Source organism: Actinomyces sp. Marseille-P3109, assembly GCF_900323545.1.
Lineage (GTDB): Bacteria > Actinomycetota > Actinomycetes > Actinomycetales > Actinomycetaceae > Actinomyces.
The window spans coordinates 1743562-1765089 of the sequence record NZ_OOHN01000008.1 but is presented as its reverse complement, the minus strand read 5'-3'; the positions used below and the strand labels follow the sequence as shown (position 1 = coordinate 1765089).

General features: G+C 71.3%; 15 protein-coding genes and 1 pseudogene. 9 read left to right on the top strand and 7 right to left on the bottom strand.

All coding sequences use genetic code 11. The annotated features are described in order from the left end of the window. Nucleotides 1–157: 157 nt before the first annotated feature. Genes BQ8008_RS07745 through BQ8008_RS07735 form a run of 3 tightly spaced genes read left to right on the top strand, consistent with a single transcriptional unit; the run spans nt 158 to nt 4442 of the window. On the top strand, nt 158–1405 hold the full coding sequence (locus tag BQ8008_RS07745) for a hypothetical protein (protein ID WP_108833511.1): 1248 nt from the start codon (nt 158–160) through the stop codon (nt 1403–1405). Then, nucleotides 1402–2832 (top strand): hypothetical protein, encoded by a 1431-nt coding sequence (locus BQ8008_RS07740; protein ID WP_108833510.1) that lies wholly within the window; start codon nt 1402–1404, stop codon nt 2830–2832. Before BQ8008_RS07745 ends, BQ8008_RS07740 begins: the two co-directional genes overlap by 4 nt. Continuing rightward, the gene (locus tag BQ8008_RS07735) at nt 2829–4442 is read left to right on the top strand and encodes a multicopper oxidase domain-containing protein (RefSeq protein WP_108833509.1); all 1614 of its coding nucleotides are present in this window, start codon (nt 2829–2831) and stop codon (nt 4440–4442) included. Before BQ8008_RS07740 ends, BQ8008_RS07735 begins: the two co-directional genes overlap by 4 nt. Nucleotides 4443–4617: 175 nt before the next feature. Here the strand turns inward: BQ8008_RS07735 and BQ8008_RS07730 are convergent, their stop codons facing one another. The 5 genes from BQ8008_RS07730 to BQ8008_RS07705 form a co-directional block, all read right to left on the bottom strand. Then, nucleotides 4618–5358, bottom strand: a complete 741-nt coding sequence (locus BQ8008_RS07730) for a helix-turn-helix transcriptional regulator (protein ID WP_108833508.1) — start codon at nt 5356–5358, stop codon at nt 4618–4620. Between the two features lie 451 nt (nt 5359–5809). Further along, complete coding sequence (gene rsgA / locus BQ8008_RS07720) at nt 5810–6913, bottom strand: ribosome small subunit-dependent GTPase A (RefSeq protein WP_108833507.1); 1104 nt, start codon at nt 6911–6913, stop codon at nt 5810–5812. After that, on the bottom strand, nt 6913–8373 hold the full coding sequence (gene aroA / locus BQ8008_RS07715) for a 3-phosphoshikimate 1-carboxyvinyltransferase (RefSeq protein ID WP_108833506.1): 1461 nt from the start codon (nt 8371–8373) through the stop codon (nt 6913–6915). Before aroA ends, rsgA begins: the two co-directional genes overlap by 1 nt. Further along, nucleotides 8370–10646 carry an NADP-dependent isocitrate dehydrogenase gene (locus tag BQ8008_RS07710; RefSeq protein WP_108833505.1) on the bottom strand — a complete coding sequence of 759 codons (2277 nt, stop codon included), beginning with the start codon at nt 10644–10646 and terminating at the stop codon, nt 8370–8372. The genes aroA and BQ8008_RS07710 overlap by 4 nt, the downstream gene beginning before the upstream one ends. A gap of 239 nt (nt 10647–10885) precedes the next feature. Beyond that, entirely contained in the window at nt 10886–11386 is a 501-nt protein-coding gene (locus BQ8008_RS07705) for a DoxX family protein (protein ID WP_108833504.1), read from the bottom strand. 305 nt (nt 11387–11691) lie between these two features. Between BQ8008_RS07705 and BQ8008_RS07700 the strand changes: the two genes are divergently transcribed. The 4 genes from BQ8008_RS07700 to BQ8008_RS07690 all read left to right on the top strand — a co-directional run bounded on the left by BQ8008_RS07700 (nt 11692) and on the right by BQ8008_RS07690 (nt 14086). Next, nucleotides 11692–12360 (top strand): sigma-70 family RNA polymerase sigma factor, encoded by a 669-nt coding sequence (locus BQ8008_RS07700; RefSeq protein ID WP_108833503.1) that lies wholly within the window; start codon nt 11692–11694, stop codon nt 12358–12360. Next, complete coding sequence (gene rsrA, locus BQ8008_RS07695) at nt 12357–12803, top strand: mycothiol system anti-sigma-R factor (RefSeq protein WP_108833502.1); 447 nt, start codon at nt 12357–12359, stop codon at nt 12801–12803. Before BQ8008_RS07700 ends, rsrA begins: the two co-directional genes overlap by 4 nt. Nucleotides 12804–12986: 183 nt before the next feature. Continuing rightward, on the top strand, nt 12987–13061 hold the full coding sequence (locus tag BQ8008_RS14120; RefSeq protein WP_370538935.1) for a 50S ribosomal protein bL37: 75 nt from the start codon (nt 12987–12989) through the stop codon (nt 13059–13061). Between the two features lie 374 nt (nt 13062–13435). Continuing rightward, on the top strand, nt 13436–14086 hold the full coding sequence (locus BQ8008_RS07690) for a YczE/YyaS/YitT family protein (RefSeq protein WP_234415281.1): 651 nt from the start codon (nt 13436–13438) through the stop codon (nt 14084–14086). Nucleotides 14087–14106: 20 nt separating this feature from the next. On the opposite strand, the gene BQ8008_RS07685 is transcribed toward BQ8008_RS07690, so the two are convergent. Both BQ8008_RS07685 and BQ8008_RS07680 read right to left on the bottom strand, forming a co-directional pair. Beyond that, entirely contained in the window at nt 14107–14700 is a 594-nt protein-coding gene (locus BQ8008_RS07685; RefSeq protein WP_003785741.1) for a GDSL-type esterase/lipase family protein, read from the bottom strand. Nucleotides 14701–14832: 132 nt separating this feature from the next. Beyond that, nucleotides 14833–18608 (bottom strand): annotated as a pseudogene (locus BQ8008_RS07680) (multifunctional oxoglutarate decarboxylase/oxoglutarate dehydrogenase thiamine pyrophosphate-binding subunit/dihydrolipoyllysine-residue succinyltransferase subunit). A 362-nt stretch (nt 18609–18970) separates the two neighbouring features. Here BQ8008_RS07680 and BQ8008_RS07675 point away from each other — a divergent pair. After that, a complete protein-coding gene (locus BQ8008_RS07675) occupies nt 18971–20326 on the top strand; it encodes a hemolysin family protein (protein WP_108833500.1) in 1356 nt (451 codons plus the stop codon). Further along, nucleotides 20323–21429: a hemolysin family protein gene (locus BQ8008_RS07670; protein WP_108833499.1), complete on the top strand. Its 1107-nt coding sequence runs from the start codon at nt 20323–20325 to the stop codon at nt 21427–21429. The genes BQ8008_RS07675 and BQ8008_RS07670 overlap by 4 nt, the downstream gene beginning before the upstream one ends. The last annotated feature ends 99 nt before the right edge of the window (nt 21430–21528 follow it).

The following is a 21528-nucleotide window of genomic DNA, read 5'->3' as shown; positions in this document are numbered from 1 at the left end:
CCACCGCGGGGCCGGGAGGAACGACCGTCCGCCCCCAGCGGCATGACCCCTACCAAAAGCAACCAAAATCTCATAGATGACGCGGAGCCGTGTCGTCTATGAATTTTTTGTTGTTGTGCGTGCGGGTGTTTCCAGCGCTGTTGGATACGGTTAGGCCGTGGAGACGGACAAGCCGGCAGTGGCGGCAGACGCGCAGGTCAAGGCGCCCACCGCCGACGACGCGGCCGGCCGCCTCAGCCGGGCGCTGACCACCCGGGTGGCGCCGCGTCTGGTGGCCCTGGCCCTGGGGGCCGCCTGCATCCTCATGGGACTCAACGCCGCCCTCCTGCGTCTCAACCTGCCCGCCCTCGTCAGCGGCGCCAGGCTGGCGGCGCTCCACGGCCCCCTCATGCTCGTCGGCTTCCTGGGCACCGTCATCGCCCTGGAGCGGGCTGTCGCAGCCCGCGCCCCCTGGGCCTTCCTCGCCCCGCTGGGCAACGCCGCGGGCTGCCTGACCCTCATGGCCGGAGCGCCCGACGCCGTGGGCCGGGGCCTCATGAGCGCCGCCGCCTGCATCCTGTGCGCCGTCTACCTGCGGGTTCACCGGCGCGCCCCCAGCGCCGCCGTCGACGTCGAGGCCATGGGCGCCGTCGCCCTCCTCCTGGGAGACGTCCTGTGGCTGGGCGGTCGCGGTATCGAGGAGGTCGTCCCGCTGTGGCTGCTCTTCCCCGTGCTCACCATCGTCGGTGAGCGCCTGGAATTGGCCCGCATCGCCTTCCTCGACGAGACGGTCGAGACCGTCGTCGAGGCCCTGTCCGTCGCCGCGGTCCTGGGTGCCTGCCTGCTGCTGGTCGGCCAGGGCGCCCACCTCGTGGCCGGCCCAGCCCTGCTGGGGCTGGCCGTCATCATGGCCTACTACGACGTCGCTCGGCGCACGGTCCGGACCAGCGGCGGGGTCCGCTTCATGGCGGCCTCCATGCTCGCCGGCTACGTCTGGCTCGCCCTCGCCGGGGCGGTCTGGTCGCTGTGGGGCCTCGACGGACTGGGCGGCTCGGCCTACGAGATCGTCATCCACGCCATCACGGTCGGCTTCGCCTTCTCCATGATCCTGGCCCATGCCCCTGTCATCATTCCGGCGATCGTCCACCGCGCGCTGCCCTACCACCGGCTCATGTGGCTGCCCTACGTCCTGCTGCACGCCGGTATGGCGGTGCGCGTCGCGGGCCTGCTGTCCGGGACCGCCGGTATCTGGCAGGTCGGCGGCGCCATCGGGGTGGCGGCGATCGGCGTCTTCATGGTCCTCACCCTGGGACGCGTGCTCACCTCCGGCAGCATCCGCAAGGCCGCGACGGCCACCCCGGCGGCTCGTCCGGTCGCTGCCGCGGTGCCCGGCTCGACGACGCAGACAGGCGGGGGCTCCGCATGAGTCTGTCCATCGGCTCCCCCGGCTCCAGGCCCGGTTCCCTCCCCGGTCCCGGGCGATCGCAGGGCCCGGGCGGCCGTCCCGCCAAGAAGCCCTCCCGGCGCACCACGCAGGTGCGCCGCAACGCCGTCGTCATGACCTGGCTTCTGGTCGCCGCGGTCCTGGCGGGCCTGACCATCGTGGGCCCCCTGGTCTCCTGGGGCACGTGGCTGCCCCTGCACGCCCTGCTCCTGGGCGGGATCGGCAGCGCCATCACCATCTGGTCCGCCCACTTCGCCGACACCCTCCTGCACCGTCCCGCCCTGGGCGGCGCCGCCCTCCTGGACGCGCGCCTCTACGCCCACAGCCTCGGCACGGTCATCGTGCTCACCGGTATCACCATGGGCCGCCAGGTGCCGGCGCTCATCGGGGCGGGCATCATCATGGCCCAGGCCATCGCCGGCGTCGTGGCCATCACCGTGCAGTACCGTCGCGCCATCGCCCCGCGCCTGGCCTCCCTGGCCATCCACTACGCCGTCGCCCTCGTCCTGCTGGCCACCGGCGCGCTCCTGGGCTTCCTCATCTCCTGGTCCAACGCCCGCGGGCGCTCCGGCCTGGCTGACGGCCTCTACCTGGCCCACACCACCACCATGCTGCTGGGCTTCGTGGGCACCACGGTCCTGGGCACGCTCACCGTCCTGTGGCCCACGATGCTGCGCACCCCCATGGAGCCGCAGGCCGCCCGCTGGACCACCCGCGGTCTGCCCTACCTCGTGGGCGGCACAGTGCTCGTGGCCGCCTCCGGGCTGTGGCTGCCCCTGGCCGGCCTGGGCACCGTCGTCTACCTCGGCGGTGCCTGCGGAGTCCTCGTGCCCGCCTACAGGACGGCCCGCCGGGTCCCGCCGACCTCCTTCGCCACGGCCTCCGCCACGGCCTCGGTGTCCTGGTTCGTCGGCTGCATCGTCGTCCTGGGGGCCCGCATGGCCCTGGCCGACGACGCCGCCTCCGCACGCGACGCCATCCACGCCCTGCGCCTGCCCCTGGCGGCGGGGTTCGCCCTCCAGATCCTCGTGGCGGCTTTGAGCTACCTGGCCCCGGTGATGCTCGGTGGCGGCCCCGCGGCCACCCGGGCCACCAACGCGATCATGGACCGCTGCGCCGCCTACCGCGTCACCGCCGCCAACGCCTGCCTCCTGCTGGCGGTCAGCCCGGGCGCGCCCTGGCAGGTGCGCGTCGTCGCCGGGGCCCTGGCCGCGCTGGTGACCTCCTACCTGCTGGTGGGCATGGTTCTCTGCCTACGCGAGCTCTCCCAGCGCAAGCGAACGCCGCGCACCACAGCCACGAAAACCAGCGCAACCGGCCCAGGCGGAGCAGCCGATGCTCCCGCCGCGGCTCACCCGACAGACCCTGCGGGCCACCGGCCCGCCCAGCCCCGAGGGGAACACCCATGACGACACCCAGCGAGCGCACCCCCTCCTCGGACTCCCCGGAGGAGACCGCCGAGACCACCGAGGCCGCCGTCCCGGCTCCCGGCAAGGCCGACGCCGCCCACCGCCGGGCCGTCACGGCCGGCACCGCGCCGGCCATCGACCGCAGCCGCCGCAAGCAGGCCCAGGAGGCGGGCTCCTCCGGAGCCTCCGTGACGTCAGCAGGCTCGACGGCGCCCGCTGCGTCGACGCCGTCGGGAGGCCTGCTGCACTCCACCGACCGCCGCGGCATCCTCATGGGGCTGCTCACCGCGGGTGCGGCCGTCGTCGTCGGCAGCGTCATCGGCAACCGGGGGCAGGGCGGAACCACTCAGGACGTCGAGGCCACCGGTAACACCGTCAACGCCACCATCAGCGTCGAGGGCCTGCGGTTCGTGCCGGACACGGTCGACGTCACCCCCGGCGACCGGCTCGTCATCACCCTGGACAACACCGCCGACCAGGTCCACGACCTCGTCCTGGCCACCGGCCAGACCACCGGCCGAGTGGCCGCCAGGGCCAAGGGCACGCTCGACGCCGGCGTCGTCACCGGGCCGGTCGAGGGCTGGTGCTCCATCGCCGGCCACCGTGCCCAGGGCATGGTCTTCCACGTCACCGCAGGTGGAGGGGGCGCCGGTGCCCACCAGCACGGCGGCGGCCAGAGCAGGCGGACCGGCTCGGGCAAGGACGCGGTTCCCGACTACTCCGCCCAGCTGCCGGCCAACTTCAAGGCCTTCGACGCCGCCCTGCCGGCCGCCCCGAGCAGCCCCGACGGCGGGCCCATGACCCACCGGCACACCTTCACCGTCAAGGAGCAGGTCATGCCGGTCGGCGGCGGCGTCACCCAGCGGCGCATGACCTTCAACGGCCAGGTCCCCGGCCCCGTCCTGCGCGGCAAGGTGGGGGACACCTTCGAGATCACCCTGGTCAACGACGGCACCATAAGTCACTCGATCGACTTCCACGCCGGGATCACCCCGCCCGACGAGGCGATGCGCTCGATCAACCCCGGCGAGTCCCTCGTCTACACCTTCACCGCCCAGCACTCGGGGATCTGGCTCTACCACTGCTCCACCTCGCCCATGAGCCTGCACCTGGCCGCGGGCATGCACGGGGCCGTCATCATCGACCCACCGGGCCTGACGGCCGTGGACCGCGAGTACGTCATCGTCGCCTCCGAGGTCTACCTCGGTCCCGAGGGCGGTGAGCCCAGCACGGACAAGATCGCGGCCAATGCCCCCGACCTCATGACCTTCAACGGGGTGGCCTTCCAGTACCACCAGCAGCCGCTCAAGGCCAAGGTGGGTGAGCGCGTGCGCTTCTGGGTCATGGCCGCGGGGCCCTCCCAACCGACGTCGTTCCACGTCGTCGGCCTGCAGTTCGACCAGGTCTTCTTCGAGGGCGCCTGGACCCTCGGCGGTCCGAGCCAGATCGGGTCCGCCTGGTCCGGCGGGTCCCAGGCTCTCGGCCTGCACCCGGCCCAGGGCGGCTTCGTCGAGTGCGTCGCCTCCGAGCCGGGCCACTACGTGTTCGTGTCCCACTCCTTTGCCGACATGGAGAAGGGCTCTCACGGTGTCCTGGAGGTCACCGCCTGAGCCGATGCCACACCCGCTGATCCGGCCCGAGATCTCCGGATGCGGCTCTGAGCGCTGCTTCGGCCCCGGGCGGCTGTGCCCGGGGCCGAAACGCTGTGAGTCAGGTGGTTCTGGCCGGTTCTCGGTAGTGGTCAGAGGTGGACGGATGGTGTGGTGGGTGACGGAGTGCCGAGGCTCAGGCGACGTCGGCGTGGACGATGTTCATCTCCCGCTCCTCCTGGGCCGGCTTGGCCGGCTCAGAAGGGCTGATCTGGCAGCCGTCGGGCCCGTTGGGCAAGAACTTGATGCGCTCGTAGGCCGCCGGGTCGGGACCGACGACGGCCCGCAGGAACCCCTCGTGCATGGTGCACACCAGGTCGCGCGGCCGGTGGTTGCGTGTGACCAGCGGGCAGGAGCGCAGGACGACGGTGTCACCGGAGACCTCCGGGGCGAAGCCCATGACCGCCAGGTAGGGGATGAGGGCGGTGACCCGGTCCACCTCCTCGCCGTCGACCACGGGCTCAGCGGCGGTGCCGGGGGTCAGCTCGGCCCAGCGGCGACCGATCTCCAGGGCGGCGGCGCGGGCCTCCTCGCCCTCGCCCAGGGTGTCGGCGATCGCGTCGAGCAGCAGCAGGTAGGCGTCGACCATCTGCTGGGGGTCAGGCGCCGTCGAGGCGTAACGCAGGGCCGGGCGGCCCCGCTTGCCGGTGGGCTTGGTGGACACCGTGACGAACCCGGCGTCGACCAGGGCGTCCAGGTGCTCACGGACGGTGTTGTGGTGCAGGTTGAGTGCGCTGGCGACCTGAACGGCCGTCATCGCGTCGTTTGAAGCCTCCACGACCTCCAGGACGCGCCGGCGCGCCGCTGAGAGGTTGGCGCGCGCGGACAAGTCGCCCAGGGCGGGACGTGGGAGTGAAGGGATCGGACGGTTGTGCATGTCCTGAGACTAACGCGCTTTCGCTTGTGGGATCCGTCAAAATCGGCTTGTAGTTGAATCCTGCAACGGCTCTGTGATGTGAGTTTTAGCACACGGTGTCCAATAGCGGGAGCGATGAAACGTGAAAAAACTCAGTGCTGGCGCCGTTTTGGGCGGGTCGTGGCCCAGTTCTCGGGCAAGCGACTCTCAGAGTTAAGGATCGTGCTGTCGACGAAACCGTGACGCCCGTCGAACGATGCCGCCCGGCGAGTCGTGGTCTCCGGGCGGGTGGCTGTGGCGTCGGCGGAGCGCGGGTGAGATCCGGGTGGGGCGCGCCCATGCGCTTACCACGGCACGCAGACGTCTCTCCTCCGGAAGAAGCCGACGACGGCGGGCGCCGATCCGTTCTGCGGCGCTCTGAGCCGCCCCGGGAGCGCTCGTGGGGCGCCGCCGCTCAGCAGTGGGAGGTTGTTCAGGGTTTGGTGGGATCCTCAGCCTCAAGCGAGGGCACCAGCAACCGCCGGAAGGACTCCACGCGGGCTCCGCGCTCTTCGGGGGAATCCGGCTCGCTCGCCCACTCGTCCAGGGCGCAGTCGACGACGCCCTCCTCATGGGTGCACCCGCGCGGACAGTCCTCGGCCACGGCCGTCAGATCCGGGAAGCCGCGCAGGACGTCGGCACTGCTGACGTGGGAGACCCCGAAGGAGCGCACACCGGGGGTGTCGATGACCCAGCCGCCGCCGGGCAGGGCGAGGGCCTGGAGGCTGGTGGAGGTGTGGCGGCCGCGGCCGGTGACCTCGTTGACGTGCCCGGTGGCGCGGTCGGCGCCGGGCACGACCGCGTTGATGAGCGTGGACTTGCCGACCCCGGAGTGACCGACGAGCACCGAGACGGTGCCGGTGAGCGCCCGGCGGACCGCCTCGACGCCGTCGTCGGCCTGCTCCTTTGACCCCTCGATCTCGGTGGGGGCGGCCTCGTCCTCTGAGGCGCCGGGGTGCAGGCGGGTGGCCAGGCAGCGCACGCCGAGGGGGCTGTAGAGGTCCGTCAGCGGGGCGGCGTCGGCCAGGTCGGCCTTGGTGAGCACGATGAGCGGTTCCATGCCGGCGTCGTAGGCGGCCACGAGGTAGCGGTCGATCATCCGCGGACGCGGCTCGGGGTCAGCCACGGCGGTGACGATGACGAGCTGGCGCGCGTTGGCGACGATCGCGCGCTCGGTGCCGGCGGCGTCGCCGTCCTCGGCGCTGCGGCGCAGCAGGGTGGCGCGCTCCTCGATGCGCACCATGCGGGCCAGGGTCCCGGTGCGCCCGCTGGTGTCCCCGACGACGGCGACCCGGTCTCCGACGACGACCTTGCCCCGGCCGAGCTCGCGGGCCTTCATGGCGGTGATGTCGCCGCTGGAGTCCTCGGTCAGGCTCGGGTCGTCGAGGCGGATGCGGTAGTGGCCGCGATCGATGCGGGTGACCATGCCCAGGACCGCGTCGGCGTGGCGGGGGCGCTGCTTGGTGCGGGGGCGCGAGCCCCGGCCGGGGCGGACCCGAACCCGGGGATCGTCGGTGCCGATGTCGCGCCGGGCCATCAGGCGCGATCTCCCGGAGTGCCCGGCTCAGTGCCCGCCCCAGCGCCATGCTCCCCGGCTGCGGTGGCGAGCATGGCGGTCCACAGGCCCGCGAAGCCGGGGAGCGTCTTGGAGGTGCACTCGATGTCGTCCAGGCGAACCCCGTCCACGCCCAGGCCGATGATGGCGGCGAAGGTGGCCATCCGGTGGTCGGCGTAGGAGTGCAGGGCGGCGCCGTGCAGCGGGGCGGGGCGGATGATGAGCCCGTCGGCGGTCTCCTCGGCGTCCCCGCCCAGGAGACGGATCTCGGTGGCCAGGGCTGCCAGGCGGTCGGTCTCGTGCCCGCGCAGGTGCGCGATTCCGGTGAGGGCGCTGGCGTGGCCCTGCGCCCCGGCGAGGGTCGCCAGGGCCGCCACCGTGGGGACGAGCTCGCCGACGTCGGACAGGTCCGCCTCGAGGCCGGTCAGCCGCCCGGTGCCGCTGGCCGTGAGGGTCTCATCGGTGAGCGTCACGGTTCCACCCAGGCGGGGCAGGAGCTCGCGCCAGGCGTCGCCGGCCTGGGTCGTGGCCGCGGGCCAGTGGGGGACGCTCACCCGGCCGCCGGCCACGAGGGCCGCCGCCAGGAAGGGACCGGCGTTGGACAGGTCCGGCTCGATCGTCACCTGCCCGCCGCGGGGGCGGCCCGGGTGAACCCGCCAGGTGCGCTCGCCGTCGCCGGCCCAGGGGGCGGGCTCGTCGACGGCGATGCCCCGTTCGCGCAGCGTCGCCACCGTCATGGCCACATGCGTCAGCGAGGGCACTGGCCCGGTGGGGGTGAGCTCCAGACCGCCGGGCAGGAGGGCCCCCAGGAGCAGGAGGGCGGAGACGAACTGGGAGGAGGCCGAGCCATCAACCGTCACCCGGGTGCCCTGGGCTCGCAGGAGTGCGCCGTCACCGGGGCCGATGCGTACGGGCAGGAAGCCGGGCTCACCGAGGTGGGTCACCTCCGCGCCCAGGGCGGCCAACGCGTCGAGCAGCGGCGCCATGGGGCGGCGCCGGGCGGCCTCGTCCCCGTCGAAGACGACCGGGGCGTCGGCCAGGGCGGCGAGCGCGGGCACGAACCGCATGACGGTCCCGGCCAGGCCGACGTCGATACGGCCGACGCCGTCGGGGCCGGTCTGAACGCGCAGCGGCAGGGGAGCGGGGGTGATGCGCAGCTGCGTGCCAGAGGCGTTGAGATCCTCGAAGCGGGCCCCGAGCACCGTGAGGGCGGCGAGCATGAGCTCGGTGTCGCGTGAGCGCAGGAGCCCGGTGAGCGTGGTCGGCGCGTCAGCGACGGCGGCCAGCAGCAGGGCGCGCGCGCTCAGCGACTTCGACCCCGGCAGCTCCACGACCGCCTCCAGCGCCCCCGCCGCCACTGGGGCGTGCCACGGCTCGGTCGAGTCGGCTGAATCGCCCGAGCCGGCACTGGCAGCGCCGACAGTGCCGGCGCTGCCGGTCATGCGAGCGCCTCGATGACGGCGTTGAGGGTTGCCGAGGGGCGCATGACGGCGTCGGTCAGGGCCTCATCGGGGCGGTAGTAGCCGCCGATGTCCACCGGTGAGCCCTGGACGGCCAGCAGCTCGGCCTGGATCGTGTCGTTGAAGGCCTCGAGCTGCTGAGCGATCGGGTCGAAGACGGCGGCCACCTCCGGACTGGTCTGCTGGGCCGCCAGCTCGCGGGCCCAGTACAGGGCCAGCCAGGCGTGCGAGCCGCGGTTGTCGATCTGCCCCAGGCGGCGCGCCGGCGAGCGGTTCTCCTCCAGCAGCCGGGCAGTGGCGGCCTCCAGGGCGGTGGCCAGGACCTCAGCGCGGTCGTTGCCGCTGACCTGGGCCACGTGGTGGAGGGCCTCGGCCAGGGCCAGGAACTCGCCCAGGGAGTCCCAGCGCAGGTAGTCCTCCTCGAGCAGCTGGCGCACGTGCTTGGGGGCCGAGCCCCCGGCCCCGGTCTCATACAGGCCGCCGCCGTTCATCAGCGGCACCACCGAGAGCATCTTGGCACTCGTGCCCAGCTCGAGGATGGGGAAGAGGTCCGTGTTGTAGTCACGCAGGACGTTGCCGGTCACTGAGATCGTGTCCTCGCCGCGGCGGGCTCGCTCCAGGGACAGGCGCGTGGCCTCCACCGGGTCCAGGATGCGGATGTCCAGGCCCTCGGTGTCCTCCTGACCCAGGTAGCGGCGCACCAGGTCGCTGAGGACGGCGTCGTGGCCGCGCTCGGGATCCAGCCAGAACACGGCCGGTGCGCCGGTGGCCCGCGCCCGGGTGACCGCCAGGTGCACCCAGTCGCGGATGGGGGTGTCCTGGGTGGTGCAGGCCCGCCAGATGTCGCCGGCCGCCACCTCATGGGACAGGAGCACCGTGCCCGGCTCGGTGCCCGTGCCCTCGACCACGACGACCTCGACAGTGCCGTCGGCCGGGATGAGGAAGGTCTTGTCGTGGCTGCCGTACTCCTCGGCCTTGTGGGCCATGAGGCCCACGTTGGACACTGAGCCCATGGTGGTCGGGTCCAGGGCCCCGTGGGTGCGGCAGTCCTCGATGACGGCCTGATAGAGCCCGGCGTAGGAGGAGTCCGGGACGACGGCGATCGTGTCCGCGGTCCGTCCGTCCGGCCCCCACAGATGGCCGCCGGCCCGGATCATGGCGGGCATGGAGGCGTCGATGATGACATCGCTGGGCACGTGCAGGTTCGTGATACCGCGGTCGGAGTCCACCATGGACAGGCGCGGCCCGGCGGCCAGCTCGGTCTCGATGGCGGCGCGGATCTCCTCGCCCTGGGCCAGCTCCTCCAGGCCCGCCAGGATCGAGGCCAGGCCGTCCTCGGCGCGCAGACCGGCCTCGGCGAGCACCTCGCCGTAGGTTGAGAAGACGCCCGGCAGGGTGGCGCGCACCGCGTGACCGAAGATGAGCGGGTCGGAGACCTTCATCATCGTGGCCTTGAGATGCACTGACAGCAGCAGGTCCTCGTCCTTGGCGGCGGCCACCTGAGCGGCCAGGAACTCATCGAGGGCTGCGGCGCTCATGAAGGTGGCGTCCACGACCTCCCCGGCCGTCACTGGCAGTGACTCACGCAGGACGACCGGTGCCGCGCCGTCGGCCGGGCGCAGCCGGATCTGCAGCGTGCCGGCCTCGGGGACGATGACGCTGCGCTCGTTGTGCCGGAAGTCGCCGGCCTCCATCGTGGCCACACGGGTGCGCGACTCGGGTGACCAGGTCCCCATCGAGTGCGGGTGCGAGCGGGCGTAGGCCTTGACGGCCGCCGGGGCGCGCCTGTCGGAGTTGCCCTCGCGCAGGACGGGGTTGACGGCGCTGCCCTTGACGGCGTCGTAGGTGGCGCGTGCCTCGCGCTCAGCGGGCGTGGTCGGGGAGTCGGGGTAGTCGGGGATCTCGTAGCCCAGGGCCTGCAGCTCGGCGATGGCGGCCTTGAGCTGGGGCAGGGAGGCCGAGATGTTGGGCAGCTTGATGATGGTGGCCGCGGGCGACTGGGTGAGTTCGCCCAGGCGCGCCAGATCGTCGTCGGCCAGGGAGAAGGCCGCCAGGATGCGGCCCGCCAGCGAGATGTCTGCGGTCCCCACGCTCACGCCGGCCCGCTGGGCGAAGCCCCGCATGATCGGCAGGAAGGAGTGGGTCGCCAGCATCGGCGCCTCATCGGTCCAGGTGTAGATGACATCGGGCTCCACGGTCTGTTCTGCCTGGGCCGACTGACTTGCCTGGGCCGGCTGGGCGGACTGGACGGTCATAGGTACTCCCTGCGTGTCGATGACGTGTCTGCGCGTGATGGTTGAGATGGCGGTGAAGCGGTGGTGAGACGGCGCTGCACCGGATCCGAGTGGACGGCTTGAGCGTAGCCGTCACCTGTGACGCCCAGGTGACACTTCAGAAGTGGTGGGGCGGCCGGAGCAGCAGTGACATGACTGTGAGCGACGGCAGTGTCCGACGTCGCACCCGGAGCCGAGCCGATGGGCTGCGGCAGTGTGCCTCAGGCGGTGACGTAGCGCTGGCGGACGGCCTCCCGAGCGGCCTGGACGGCCTCGCGCTGCTGGCGGGAGTTGCGCATCCGCCAGGCCAGGGACGGCTTGCCCTGACGGTCGACGGTGGCCAGGACCAGGCCGGCTCCCACGGCGGCCCCACGCAGCAGGCCGGAGAGAGCCTCCTTTCGGGCCTGGGTCCCCTTGACCGCCCACACGGGGTTGTTGACGGCCGTGAGCGGGATGTTGAGAGCCGCCAGGATCGTGGCGTTCGTGCGGGGCGCCCGGCCGGCGGCCAGCCCCAGCCCGGCCACGAGGCTCACGGCGCCCGAGGCACGGGTGAGCATGCGGGCGTCCGAGGTCAGCACCGGAGGCAGGCCGGCGCGCTCCAGGGTTGGGGCGACCTTCTCGAACTTCTCCACGTGACGTGACGGGCGCACGAGGGCGTCGAACCCATCGACGATGAAGGGCGCAGCGAGCATCGGGCGGGCGAAGGAGCGCAGAATGTTCATGCCCCCATCCTGACGCACCGAAGCGGCTCGGGCCAGCGGCATCGCCGCTCGAAGGTGGCGCACGCCTCGCTGAGCGCGGACGGGGAATGAATCCGGGGCAGCGCCCTGTTGCTCAGGACATGAGCACTCAGCAGCCGACCGCGCCGACGTCGAGCAGGACCGCTCGTCGCCGGGGCGCCCCGACGAGCGGCCCGCTCCGCCGGCACGACCGGCCCGTCGGTCGCCCGGCCCGACCCACCGCAGTGACCAGCTCCCTGGGCGCCGATGACACCCGGGGGACCCGGCTCGGGCTAGGCTCGTGGACGATGACGGACATCGACGACCACACAGACGAGATCACCCTGGATGAGGTGATCGATCCGGATGACTCCGCCGACGATCTCGACCGTGCCCCCGCCGACGAGGACGAGGCGGCCCGGGCCGCCCGCTTCGAGGTGGAGGCCCTGCCCTACCTCGACCAGCTCTACGGTGCCGCCCTGCGCATGACCCGCAACCGGGCCGACGCCGAGGACCTCGTGCAGGACGCCTACGCCAAGGCCTTCGGCTCCTTCCACCAGTACCGGCCCGGCACCAACCTCAAGGCCTGGCTCTATCGGATCCTGACCAACACCTTCATCAACTCCTACCGTAAGAAGCAGCGCGAGCCGCTCCAGTCCGACGCGGACACCGTCGAGGACTGGCAGCTGCACCGGGCCGCCTCCCACGACTCGGTGGGGCTGCCCAGTGCCGAGAACCTCGCCCTGGACGCCCTGCCGGACTCCGACATCAAGGAGGCCCTGGGGCAGCTCACCGAGGACCGGCGCCTGGCCGTCTACCTGGCGGACGTGGAGGGCTTCTCCTACAAGGAGATCGCCGAGATCATGGACACGCCGATCGGGACCGTCATGTCCCGACTGCACCGCGGGCGCCGCCAGCTGCGCGAGCTGCTGGCCGACTACGCCCGAGAGTACGGATACGGGGAGGAGGAGAAATGAGAGACCGCATGGAACCGGGGACAGGCAGCGAGAAGAACGCTGAGACCGCTGAGACTCCCAAGACAGCCAAGGCCGCGGTCGGGTCCCAGGACTGCTCCTGCGCTGAGGCCCGCGCCCACCTGGAGGCCTTCCTCGACCGGGAGTGCACCGCCGACCTCACCGAGCGCCTCGCCCAGCACGTGGCCACCTGCCCGTACTGCTCGCGCATCGCCGACGCCGAGACCCACCTGCGCGAGATCCTGCGCTCGCGTTGCGCCGAGCAGGCTCCCCCCGAGCTGCGCGCCCGCGTCCTGGGGCGCCTGTCGACGCTGCGGGCCACCTCGGTGAGCGTGACGACGACGTCGACCACGACCCGGACTCAGGCCTCCGCTTCCGGAAGGGTCGTGCGCATCGTGGAGTCCCGGGTCGAGTCCTCGCGAACCATTCACGTCCAGGAGGACTGAGACTCCTCACCGTTCGGTCCGGCCTGGCCCGGTCCGTGGCCGGAGCCGTTGCCCGCGGAGACGTGTGGTCGCCTTCACCGGTTGGTCGGCGGCGTGAGACTGGCCGGGTCAAGTCGCCGTGTGCGACAATCAGCGGCGTTCCGTGCCCCCTCGTGGGGCAAGTCCAGACACGAGGAGGCAGTTATGAGCAAGCGCGGTCGTAAGCGTCGTGCACGTGCGAAGTCCAGCGCCAATCACGGCAAGCGTCCCAACGCCTGAGCCGGGTAGCGCGCTAAGCGCGGCACCCTGAGACTCAACAGGCGTCGGCCGGTCACTACTGCGGTGACCGGCCGACGTCGTTCGTGAACCGTCCTGGAACCGTCCTGGTCAGGGACTGGCCCGAGGTCGCCGTCTGGGCCCTACGGCCTTGACGGTGATGAGACGCTGACATGCGAGTCGCGGAACACGGCCTGATTCGTGGTGAGGGGCACTGTCCAGCCCCTCCTTGAGGAACCCGGCGGTGTCTCGTGGACATGGCCTTGCCGGCTCCTCCTCAACGACGGCGGTGTGACATGAACCTGAGGAACCTGACAGCGAAAGACCAATGGACACTCTCTGACAACTCTCTCCTGCGACGTATTCTCGTGTGCTTTGTGGGGCAGGTGATCACGGCCTGCGGGATTGCGATCTGTCTGGAGGGCAAGAGCGGCGTCGACCCGTTCACGGCCTTCCTTCAGGGCGTCTCCCACGTCTCAGGGATCTCCTTCGCCGCGATCGTCCCGATCGTCAACATCATCATGCTGATCCTCGTCTTTCCCTTCGACCGGTCCATCTTCGGTCTGGGGACGGTCATCAACTTCACCGTCGTGGGCGTCTTCGTGGACTACTTCCGCCCGATCTACCGCAGCGTCTTCCACGTCGAGTACTCCTTGGGCAGCATGCTCCTGCACCTGGCCATCGGGCTTCCGCTGTTCTGCCTGGGGGTCTCCATGTACATCACCTGCGACCTGGGCCAGTGCCCCTACGACGGCATCGCGCCCTCGCTCAGGCGCCACTTCCCGCGCTGCAGCTACCGTGCCTACCGGATGGTCCAGGACATCATCACGATTCTCCTGGCCCTTATCCTCATCAGGTTCGACCTCTCACTGGGCATCATCGCTTTGGGAACGGTCATCATGGGCTTCTTCATCGGCCCCATCATCGGATTCTTCAACAAGCGCGTCTCCAACCGCATGGTGGGGATAACCGGCGACATCTTCGCCGCATCCAAGCCGACGACCGGGGGCTCCCCGGCGCCGGCCTGACCCGGTGGGGTGTCAGCGCCTCAGGACTCGGGGCGCTCGACGCCGAGCCACTCGTACCAGCCGCGGTGCAGCACCAGCCAGGCCAGCAGTCCGTAGCCGGCCTGGCCCGGGTGCGTGCCGCCGGCGGCCGCGACGTCGGCCGTCCACTGCTCGTGGTTGCGCAGCGGCTCGAAGGCGTCCACGTAGGGCACGTTGCGGCGCAGGCACACCTCCTCGGCGGCCTGGGAGAGCTGGGCGGTGGCGTCGGGATCGGCCTCGGGCAGGGGAGGCGGCCCGACGACGAAGCACTCTCGGTGGTCGGAGGCAGCAGTGTCGAGGATATTGGCCAGGGCCAGGCGGGAGCGGGCGTAGGAGATGCCGGCAAGCACGTCGGCCACGCCCAACCCCACCACGAGCCGGTTGATACCGGTGTGCGTGGAGCGGCGGGCCACCTCAGGCCCCCAGCGGTCGGACATCTGCGCGGTCGTCTCACCGGGAACCGCCAGTGAGGTCCACAGGATGTCGGCGTCCCGAGGTGTGCGGGCCATGACCCGGCCCGTCCAGCCCAGAGCGCGTCCGTCACCATGACCGGCCACCAGCTCGTCGCCGATGAAGCTCAGCCTCGTCTCACGCATGGCAGCGCCTCCTCGTCCCTCATGATCCCTCATGCTGTCTTGACATTATCGTGACCTTGCGATGCGGCGCGGGAGGCTGACGGCATTTCGGCGGGCTTGGCCGGAGATGAACCGGCGATGGTCAGCCTGCTCTCAGGCACGGGCGAAGGCGTGGCGGATGATCTCCTCCTGCTGGGCGCGGTGGACGCCTGCGGTTCCCACGGCCGGGGCAGCGGCCTCGGCGCGGGAGATCAGCGTGGGCAGAACACCTCCGGTCAGGTCCGCGGGCAGATGAAGCGCCAGGTAGGGCCACATGCCCTGGTTGGCGGGCTCGTCCTGCACCCATACCAGCTCGGCCCCGCTGAAGGGCGCCAGCGCCTCGGCGATGGCCGAGGTCTGAAGCGGGTAGAGCTGCTCGAGGCGGACGATGGCGGTACTCGTGTCCCCGGTCTTGGTGCGGTGGGCCAGCAGGTCGTAGTAGACGCGCCCAGAGCACAGCAGTACCCGGTCCACGTCCTGATCCTGCGCCGCGGTCAGGACGTCGTCGTCGACCTCCCCGATGACGGGCTGGAACGTGCCGGAGGTGAAGTCCTCCACCGGCGAGCACGCGGTCTTGAGCCGCAGCAGCTGCTTGGGGGTAAAGACGATGAGCGGGCGGCGCGGGCGGTGGTAGGTGTGCTCGCGCAGCAGATGGAAGTAGTTGGCGGGCGTGGAGGGCTGGGCCACCAGCATGTTGTCCTGCGCGCACATCTGAAGGTAGCGCTCGATGCGGGCCGAGGAGTGGTCCGGTCCCTGTCCCTCCTGGCCGTGGGGCAGGAGCATGACCAGGCCGGAGCGCTGGCCCCACTTCTGGGCGGCGGAGGTGACGTACTCGTCGATGACGGACTGGGCGCCGTTGGCGAAGTCGCCGAACTGGGCCTCCCACATCGTCAGCCCCTCGGGCCGCTCCACCGAGTAGCCGTACTCGAAGGCCAGGGCGGCGTACTCGCTGAGCAGCGAGTCGTAGATCTCCAGCGGCGCCTGGTCCGGGGTGAGGAAGTTCAGCGGTGTCCACTCCTGGCCGGAGGCGTGGTCGTGCAGGACGGCGTGACGTTGGGCGAAGGTGGCACGGCGGGCGTCCTCACCGGCCACGCGGATCGGTACGCCCTCCATGAGCAGGCTCCCCAGGGCGATGAGCTCGCCCAGGCCCCAGTCGATACCGCCCTCGCGGGTGGCCTCACGCCGCTTGGCGAGCATGGCCTGGAGCTTGGGGTGGACGGTGAAGGAGGCCGGCCAGGCGACCTGGGCGTCCCCGATGCGCTCGACGACGTCGCGCGCCACCGCCGAGGTCCAGCCGATCATCATGCCGCTGCCCGCCTGCTGGGAGGAGGGGATCTCCAGGGAGGACAGGGGCACGCCGACCTTCGTGGGGTCGGACAGGTCCTGGGCGGAGGAGTCGGCTGCCGGGGCGAGTGCGCCGTCGGCGCCTCCGGTGACCTGGATGTGGGCCTCGGTGAAGATCCGCTCCAGCTCTTCCTGGTAGCTCTCGGCGATCTCGTGGGCCTCCTCGGGGGTGATGTCGCCGCGCCCCACGAGGGCGGCGGTGTACACCCCGCGGGTGGAGTCCAGGGAGTCGATGAGCCGGTACATGAGCGGCTGGGTCATCGAGGGGTCGTCGCCCTCGTTGTGCCCGCGGCGCCGGTAGCAGATGAGGTCGATGATGACGTCCTTGTGGAAGGTACGCCGGTACTCGTACGCGTGGCGGGCGGTGCGGGCGACCGTCTCGGGGTCGTCGGCGTTGACGTGGAAGATCGGCACCTGCAGGCCCTTGGCCAGGTCGGTGGCGTAGGTGGTGGAGCGGGCCGAGGCCGATCCGGTGGTGAAGCCGATCTGGTTGTTGACGATGATGTGGACGGTGCCGCCGGTGCGGTAGGCGGGCAGCTGGCTCATGTTGAGGGTCTCGTAGACCACGCCCTGGCCGGCGAAGGCCGCGTCGCCGTGGACGAGGACCGGCATGACCGTGTAGCCCTTCTCGCCCAGGCCGATGCGGTCCTGCTTGGCGCGCACGATCCCCTCGACGACGCCGTCGACCGTCTCCAGGTGGGAGGGGTTGGCGGCCAGGGAGACGCGGGTGGACACGCCGTCGGTCCCCGTGAAGACGCCCTCGGTGCCCAGGTGGTACTTGACGTCCCCGGTGCCGGCGCCCTCGATGACGCCGTTGCCCTCGAACTCGTCGAAGACCTGAGCGTAGGACTTGCCGGCGATGTTGGTGAGCACGTTGAGCCGGCCGCGGTGGGCCATGCCGATGACGACCTCGTCGAGGCCGTCATGGGCGGCGGCGTCGAGCAGGCGGTCCAGGGCCACGATGAGGGACTCCCCGCCCTCGAGGCTGAAGCGCTTCTGGCCCACGTACTTGGTCTGCAGGAAGGTCTCGAAGGCCTCGGCCTGCTCCAGCTTGGTGAGGATCCGACGGCGCTCCTCGTCGCCGATGTCCTCCCAGTCGCGCTCGAGGCGCTCCTGCCACCAGAGGCGCTGGGCCGGGTCCTGGATGTGCATGTACTCCACACCCACGGTGCGGCAGTAGGCGTCGCGCAGCATCTTGAGGATCTCGCGCAGGGTGGCACGGTCGCGCCCGCCCAGGCCCCTGGTGGGGAAGGAGCGGTCCAGGTCCCACAGACTCAGCCCGTAGGAGGTGATGTCCAGATCGGGGTGGTGGCGCAGGCGGTAGGTGAGCGGGTCGGTGTCGGCGGCCAGGTGGCCGCGCTGGCGGAAGGCGTGGATGAGTTCGGCCACGCGCGCCGGCTTACCGGTCTCCAGCTCCGGGTCGTAGGTGGTGTCGCGCACCCACTCGACCGGCTCGTGGGGGATGCGCAGGGACTCGAAGGCCCGGTTCCAGAAGCCGTCCAGGCCCAGGAGCTTGCGCTCCACCAGGCGCAGGAACTCGCCCGAGGCGGCGCCCTGGATGACGCGGTGGTCGTAGGTGGAGGTCAGGGTGACGACCTTGCCGACACCCTGGCGGGCCAGGGTGTCGGGGCTGGCGCCGGCGAAGGCCGCTGGGTAGTCCATGCTTCCGACCCCCACGATGAGGCCCTGACCGGGCATGAGGCGCGGTACCGAGTGCAGGGTGCCGATCATGCCGGGGTTGGTCAGGGTCACGGTGGTACCCCGGAAGTCGTCGAGGTCCAGCTTGTTCTCGCGAGCCTTGGCCACGAGCGCCTCGTAGGCCTCCACGAACCGGGACAGGTCCATGAGGTCGGCCTGCTTGATGGAGGGCACCAGCAGACGGCGCTGACCGTCGGCGCCGGGCACGTCGATGGCCAGGCCGAGGGCCACGTGTGCGGGCTCGTTCAGGACCGGCTTGCCGGCCTCGTCGACGCCGTAGGAGACGTTCATCGAGGGCATCTCGGAGAGGGACTCGACCACCGCCCAGCCGATGAGGTGGGTGAAGGAGACCTTGCCGCCGCGGGTGCGGGCCAGGTGGCTGTTGATGATGGCGCGGTTCTCGATGAGGACCTTGGCGGGGACGGCCCGGGCGGAGGTGGCCGTGGGCATGGACAGGGAGTCGTCCATGTTCTTGGCGGTGCGGGCGGCTGCGCCCTTGAGGCGCACGGAGCTGTCCTCGCAGCCGTCGCCCTCCAGGTCGTGGGAGGGGGGGGAAGGTCGGAGCGGGTGACGTCCTGGACCGCGGAGGAGCGGCGCCGGGGGGCGGTGGCCTGAGTTGTGATGGTGGCCCGGCGCGGCTCCCCGGGGGCCGACGACGCAGATCCGTTGGCGAAGACGTTCGAGGTGGTCGGGATCGGCCGCCGCAGACCGGCGCTCGGGTCGGACTCGAAGAGCTCACGCCACTGGTGACTCACCGAGGAGGGATCAGCCGACCAGGCGGCCCGCATCTCCTCCACCATCCACTCGTTGGCGCCGAAGCCGGGGCTGGTCTGGTCCTGCGTGGGCACGTCGGGTCTCCTCGGTGAACTCGTCAGTCTGCCGTTCCGACGCTGGGAACCTCGGCGGGACCCGGGGAGGAACGGCGGTGTCCATAGGACATCCTAGGAGGCCGGGGACGACTCGGGCGAGCAATGCGGGACCAAGGACACACGCGTGTCCCGGCCGTGACGCCGCTCGTGGCCCGGCCCCGTGACCGGCCCGGAGGAGCCCGGCGGTGGTACCGTTCCGTCACTATGCGATCGGCTTTCCGCCGGGCCTCAAGGCGCCGCACCCGCACGCACCGCGCCTCCTCGCCCGCCTCTGACCAACCCCACCCCGGCTCGTCCGCCTCCGGCGCCCACGCCGCGCCCCACGTTGGGGAGGGGCCCGCATGACCGACTGGCTCATGATCGCCGTCGGCGTGGTCCTCACCGTGGGCACCGCCCTGTTCGTGGCCGGAGAGTTCTCCCTGGTGGCCCTCGATCCCTCCACCGTCGAGACCCGCGCCGCCGCCGGGGACAAGCGCGCCGGTACCGTGCGGCGCGCCCTGGGCCGGCTGTCCACCCTCCTGTCCGGCGCCCAGGTCGGCATCACCCTGACCACGGTGCTCCTGGGCTACACGATGCAGGCCGCCCTGGCCAACCTCCTCACCAACCTCATGAGCCACTGGCTGGCCACCTCCGTGGCCACCGGTGCCGCGGTCGTCATCGCGCTCATCGTCGTCAACGCCTTCTCCATGGTCATGGGCGAGCTCATCCCCAAGAACGCCACCCTGGCCGACCCCATGCGCGCCGCCGGCCTCGTGGCCCCCTTCCTCATGGGCTTCACCACCCTGCTCAAGCCCCTCATCGTCGTGCTCAACAACGCGGCCAACGCCGTCCTGCACGCCATGGGCATCGAACCCGCCGAAGAGCTCAGCGGCACCCGCAGCGCCGGCGAGCTCGCCTCCCTCGTGCGCCACAGCGCCCAGGAGGGCACCCTCGACGCCTCCACCGCCACCCTGCTCACCCGTTCCATCGGCCTGGGGGCGCTCACCGCCGTCGACGTCATGACCGACCGCGGCCGCCTCCACACCCTCGAGGCCGACGACTCCGCCGAGGACGTCGTGCACCTGGCCCGCGCCACCGGCCACTCCCGCTTCCCCGTCATCGGCCGCGACGTCGACGACGTCATGGGCATCGTCCACCTGCGCCGCGCCATCGGCGTCCCCTACGAGCGGCGCGCCGACGTCCCCGTCGCCTCCACCTCCCTCATGACCCCCGCGCCCCGAGTCCCCGAGACCATGCCGCTGGCCGACCTGCTGATCGAACTGCGCGCCCAGGGCTCCCAGATGGCCGTCGTCGTCGACGAGTACGGCGGCACCGCCGGTGTCGTCACCCTCGAGGACGCCGTCGAGGAGGTCGTCGGGGACGTCGCCGACGAGCACGACCGCCGCCGCGCCGGCGCCCACCTCGACCCCTCGGGCCACTGGGTCGTCCCGGGATGGATGCGCCCCGACGAGCTCGCCACCCGCACCGCCATCCAGGTCCCCGACGACGGCCCCTACGAGACCCTCGGCGGCCTGGTCATGACCGAGCTCGGCCGCATCCCCGTCGTCGGCGACGTCGTCGACCTGCCCCACGCCTCCCTCAGCGTCGACGCCATGGACGGGCGCCGCGTCACCCGCCTCCACGTGCGCCCCACCGAACCCGACGCGACTCCCGGGACTCAGGATCCGACGCGGAATCGAAAAGGGGGGCGTCGATGAGCACGCCCCTGGCCCTTGTGGTCACCGTCATCCTCCTGTCCGGCAACGCCTTCTTCGTCGGCGCCGAGTTCGCCGTCACCTCCTCGCGCCGCAGCCAGCTCGAGCCGCTGGCCGAGGCCGGTGACGCCCGCGCCACCATCGCTCTGTGGGCCCTCCAGAACGTCTCGCGCATGCTGGCCACCGCCCAGCTCGGCGTCACCCTGTGCTCCACCGGCCTGGGGGTCGTCGCCGAACCGGCCATCGCCCACGCCCTCGAGCCCCTGCTCACCGCCGTCGGCGTCGGACACACCGGCTCCCACGCCGTCGCCGTCGCCATCGCCCTGGTCATCGTCGTGGGACTGCACGTCGTCGCCGGCGAGATGGTTCCCAAGAACATCTCCATCGCCTCCCCGGAGAAGGCCGTGCGCTGGCTCGCCCCACCGCTGGTGTGGTGCTCGCGCGTCTTCAGCCCGGTCGTCAACGGGCTCAACGGCTTCGCCAACGGGGTCCTGAGAGTCCTGGGCATCGAGGCGAAGGAGGAGATCTCCGCGGCCTTCAACGCCGAAGAGGTCGCCTCCATCGTCGAGCGCTCCACCGCCGAGGGCGTCCTGGAGGACTCCACCGGTCTGCTCAGCGGCGCCCTGGAGTTCTCCGAGGAGACCGCCGGCAGCGTCATGGTGCCCTTGAGCGAGCTCGTCACCCTTCCCCGGGACTGCAGCCCGGAGGACGTGGAGCGGGCGGTGGCCTCCACCGGCTTCTCCCGCTTCCCGCTCGTGGCCGGTGGGGCCGCCACTGACGATACGGTCACCGACGCGGCTGCCGACGGGGGAGAGGAGCCCGTCATCACCGGCTACCTGCACCTCAAGGACATCCTCTACGCCGACGGCGCCGACCGCACCGAGCCCGTCCCCGCCTGGAGGGCCCGGGCACTCGTCCCCGTCGGCTACGACGACGAGGTCGAGGAGGCACTGGCCGCCATGCAGCGCTCGGGAGCCCACCTCGGACACGTGCGCGACGTGCAGGGCCGATTCGTCGGGGTCCTCTTCTTGGAGGACATCCTCGAAGAGCTTGTCGGAGAGGTGAACGACGCCATGCAGCGCGAGGAGCACCAGCGCCGTGATTAAGTCGTGATCTCACGGGGCTGATCGGTGGATACCCACAACTCGCAAGGGGGGCGATCGCCGATAGTCGATCGCGGGGCGGGACCGGCACGTCGACGCCAA